The following is a 4,625-nucleotide window of genomic DNA, read 5'->3' as shown; positions in this document are numbered from 1 at the left end:
CCCGCAGTAATTGGTGGCGGTTTTGGCCCATTTGCAGCGTTTGCAGCACTGATGTTCTTTGCCACACTGCCAAAGTGGCTACCACAGTTATGCATAAGTGATCGGATAACTGGGTTGTTGTGGTTTTGTTTCCTGCTTTCTATTGCCGCGATCACACTGTACTTCAACCTAAGCAGCAACGCAGACCACATTACATCGGCTGCAGCCCAATCCTGGCAGGCATTGATATTTTCCATCGGCTTGTTCTATATAGGATTTTTCTTAAACAGCAATAGCACGACATTTCATAACGCGCTGATGCTAAGCGCTGTTGCATTACTTCTGTTCCTGGCCTTTTACACCCTGAGTACGGGCAAGATCATGTTTTACGCCCGATTTTATTTTGATACAAAAGACGGTATCGCGACCTATCAAGGCTTTGCACGCAGCGCCTTCTTTGTTTACGTGATTCTGATGATGATGGCTCGTACCGCCACAACATCTTTCATATGGACAGTACTAGGCACCTATACGCTCTTTGTCCTCGGTGCCCGCTCGGAGTTCTTCGCCTTTTTCGCTGTCGCATTAATCAGTCTAAGCCTTAAACTACTGCGTGATCCTTGGATGAGTATCTACATACTCCTTACCTTTCTGGGCTTGTGCTTACTAGGTCCAGTAATATTTGATTCCATTCAGGACAGTCGGCAGCTCGAAGTGCTCGACTTATCTTCATCAACATCTTGGCAGGCACGAAAATCTCTACTTCAACAGTCATATTCAGTTCTTCTCAATAGTCCGTTCTCGGGCGAATTCGGCGGCCATATTCGTATTGCAGGGCATGGAGGAGGCTATGTACATAACGCCCTCTCAGGTTGGATGAATTACGGCATCCTGCCGTTTTTGGGTTATGTACTCACAGTCAGTTTCGCGGCACTAATGTCAGGTATCCGCGTCTTCATGAGCGGGGCAAACACCTCCAAGTGGAGCCTCTGCTTCGCTATTAACATTTCCAGCCTGTTACTGATCGCAGTGTCAAAACCTGTATTTTGGCCTGTACCCGCACTCGGCATCGGAATGTATCTGGCGCTGGCAGCTACCGCAAAACATAGGGATTAGGGTCCAATAAGACCTATCGTTCTCAGTTCCCACATGTAAAACCAGCGACGCTGGAACAGCAATATTCAATATCATAACGACAAAAAACAAGTCACAACTTTTCAGCAAAGCACGGTGCTAAGATGCTCTCAAAATTTGCCGCCCCGGCTCTTATAACAAGAATTGCAACGCTTATCTCGGGCTCAGCCGGGGCGAACCTAATCGTCCTACTAGCAACACCTGTACTGTCCCGGCTATATAGCCCAGACAGCTTTGGGATGCTTGCTCTTTTTGTAAGCATCTCAGCCGTGATGGGAACAGTCATGTGCTTACGTTATGAACAAGCCGTATACCTTCCAGAACAACACGAAACAGCCCACAAGTTGGCATTAGGCGCCACTTCTATCGCTCTAGTATTAACACTTCTATTTACACTAGCCTGCATCACCTGGATGCACTTAGAACTTTCATCACTTTTAGGCTCATATACCATACTGCTACCTCTTGTCGGACTCGGGCTTGCTCTATACAATCTGATGTCAAATTGGGCTGTACGTATGGAAAAAGTAAGTGATGTTGCTAAAACACGCCTTTACCGAGCATCAGCTCAAGTAACAAGCCAGCTTTTCTTCGCCATGATCGGCATGCTTCAGATTGGCCTTATTATTGGCGATCTAATCGGTCGGTTTGCAGGCATAACAAATATTTTCCGTAAATTTTCACGCCTGGAAAATAGTGCTAACAATAGCCAACCCCGATTAAAAAACACCTATAACGCTTTACGCGAATATTGGCGCTTCCCTCTTATTTCAACCCCCACAGCCCTGCTGAATGTGGCGGTAATGCAGTCACCATCCATCTTACTGGCCACACTGTATTCACCAACCGCAGCAGGATTCTACTTTATGGCGCAACGAATCATCGCAGCACCAATGGCACTGATGGGTCAGTCCGTTGCTCAGGGGTACACAGCTGAACTGGCATCCAGGTTCAACCAGAATACCTATGATGCCGCTTCACTCTTCTTTCGTTCAGCAGGCTGGCTTCTAATTATTGGCGCGCCGATGTTGCTGATCATTGGCCTTCTGGCACCTGAGCTTATGCCGAAACTGTTGGGCGGTGACTGGCACACTGCAGGGGAGTACATTCTTATTCTCACGCCTTTTTTTATTGGTCAGTTTGTCATGTCACCTCTATCCACCACACTAAATGTCATACATAAACAACACTGGCTCTTCCTCTGGGATCTAGTGCGTCTCGCCTGCGTCATCCCTTCGTTCGTTGTTGCCGTTTATGCCGGCTGGAGCGCAGAAATGTCACTACTCCTGTTTAGCTGCTTGATGGCCGGCAGCTACGCTGTACTCTTTATCCTGATTTCGCTCACACTGAAGTTGGTACACAAAGATGAAAACTTTAGAAGTCCATGATCTTCTGTCGCCCCCCGAGCTTAGGTACAATTAACCGATTTCCTTAACTTTCTACAAGGTCGCTCTGACAAATGGAATTTAAAACTGTCTCAACCGTTGGGCTTGGTTACATTGGCCTGCCAACGGCAGCCGTATTTGCTTCGCGTAAAGTCAATGTGATTGGTGTTGATGTGAGCCCTCATGTTGTAGATACAATCAACAAGGGTGAAATCCACATTATTGAGCCAGAACTCGACGGTGTCGTGAGTACAGCAGTCGCCAAAGGATATCTGCGGGCCACTCTGAAACCCGAAGCAGCCGATGCATTTCTCATCGCTGTACCAACACCGTTTAAAAAGGACTCCGACAACGGCGATCACGTGCCGGACCTTAGCTATATCGAATCTGCATCCCGTATGATCGCTCCAGTACTGAAAACCGGTGATCTGGTAGTACTGGAGTCCACCTCGCCGGTCGGTGCAACTGAAAGAATGTCTATATGGCTGGCCGAAGCTCGTCCGGATCTAAGTTTCCCGCAAGACGCCGGTGAAGACTCTGATGTTCGCATTGCTCACTGTCCAGAACGCGTTCTGCCCGGCCATGTGATGCGTGAACTGGTCGAAAACGACCGCGTAATCGGTGGCATGACACCAAAATGTTCTGACACTGCGGTAGCGCTTTATAAAACGTTCGTTGAAGGTGAGTGCGTAGTGACAAATGCTCGCACCGCAGAAATGGCTAAACTCACAGAGAACAGCTTCCGCGATGTAAATATAGCCTTTGCCAATGAACTCTCTCTGATTTGCGATGACTTAGCGATAGATGTATGGGAATTGATACGTTTAGCAAACCGTCACCCACGTGTAAACATTCTGCAACCGGGCCCTGGCGTAGGTGGACACTGTATAGCAGTGGACCCTTGGTTCATAGTTAGCCAAACACCTGAACTAGCTCGCCTGATTCGTACCGCCCGTGAAGTGAATGATCACAAACCTCAATGGGTTATCGCCAAAGTCACTGAGGGAGTCGGTAAAATTTTGCAGCAGAACCCACACAAGACTGCAGCTGATGTCAAAATTGCATGTTATGGTCTGGCATTTAAGGCTGACATCGACGACCTGCGCGAAAGCCCTGCGCTTGATATTACCCAGCAGCTAGCCGAAATACATCCGGGTGAGGTTCTGGTAATTGAGCCAAACATCGAGAAACTGCCCACTTCGATGGAAGGAAAGGCAGTCCTGGCAAACACAGCAGTTGCAACTGCTGACATACACGTCTTGCTAGTAGACCATCGTGGCTTTAAGGACCAGACCAAACCCGAAGGCATGATCGTCGATACACGCGGTATCTGGTAAAATATTTACCTGATTAACACATGAAATGCATTTTCTGTAGCCGCTAATTGGTATTAAATCGTTTCCATACGATTAATACCAATTAGCGGCTGCATATTGCATATGCATGTCACCCGCATTCAACTCGTTTAGCAACGGCTATTCATAAATCGATGCGAAAGCAATTTCTTTCAATTCTCGACTATCTAATCTATTCATCAAGCTTCTGGAGTCAATCAAGATGCGTTCACATTGCCCTACATCACTAACAGCTAGACACCCCCCCCAGAGGCAAAACGGATTCACTCTGATTGAACTCCTTATCGTCATGGTCATTCTTGGGTTGCTCGCCTCACTCGTAGCGCCCCAGCTGTTTGATAAGGTAGGCTCCTCCAAAATACAGGTCGCAAAAACCCAAACCAATATGCTGGCTACCGCCATTGATTCATATATGCTCGATGTCGGACGACCGCCAGAAAGCCTTACTCAACTTGAAAAATCAGACCTCCCAAACTGGCGTGGTCCTTACTTGAGAGATGGACTACCACAAGATCCTTGGGGACATGCGTATATCTACCGTGCAGGTAACCGCGAAGCGGGCTTCCTATTTGAAATCCGTTCCCTGGGCGCCGATGCAAAGGAAGGCGGCAATGACGACAACGCCGACATTGTTAAACGGGGCTGATTGATGAGCATCACAGCATGGATCAGTGCAAACCTGAACCTAAGTACGGCAGAAATAGCACAACTGAAGCTGGCAGCAAGCAATGAACTGAAGAGAAGTGATGAAATTCTCAGCCAGCTCGGCCTG

At 47.8% G+C, this 4,625-nt stretch carries 4 protein-coding genes; all 4 read left to right on the top strand.

Features of this window, described 5'->3' with window-relative positions:
- A partial coding sequence (locus tag ABYW01_RS14715) for a hypothetical protein (RefSeq protein ID WP_372834016.1) occupies positions 1–1,095 on the top strand: 1,095 nt, incomplete at its 5' end.
- 122 nt (positions 1,096–1,217) lie between these two features.
- Positions 1,218–2,501 (top strand): lipopolysaccharide biosynthesis protein, encoded by a 1,284-nt coding sequence (locus ABYW01_RS14710; RefSeq protein ID WP_372834014.1) that lies wholly within the window; start codon positions 1,218–1,220, stop codon positions 2,499–2,501.
- A 71-nt stretch (positions 2,502–2,572) separates the two neighbouring features.
- On the top strand, positions 2,573–3,835 hold the full coding sequence (wecC, locus tag ABYW01_RS14705) for a UDP-N-acetyl-D-mannosamine dehydrogenase (protein WP_372834012.1): 1,263 nt from the start codon (positions 2,573–2,575) through the stop codon (positions 3,833–3,835).
- 220 nt (positions 3,836–4,055) lie between these two features.
- Entirely contained in the window at positions 4,056–4,499 is a 444-nt protein-coding gene (gene gspG / locus ABYW01_RS14700) for a type II secretion system major pseudopilin GspG (RefSeq protein ID WP_372834010.1), read from the top strand.
- Positions 4,500–4,625: the final 126 nt, after the last annotated feature.

It is taken from the genome of Pontibacterium sp., from assembly GCF_041587635.1.
Lineage (GTDB): Bacteria > Pseudomonadota > Gammaproteobacteria > Pseudomonadales > Balneatricaceae > Pontibacterium.
This window is presented reverse-complemented; position numbering and strand designations above follow the sequence as displayed.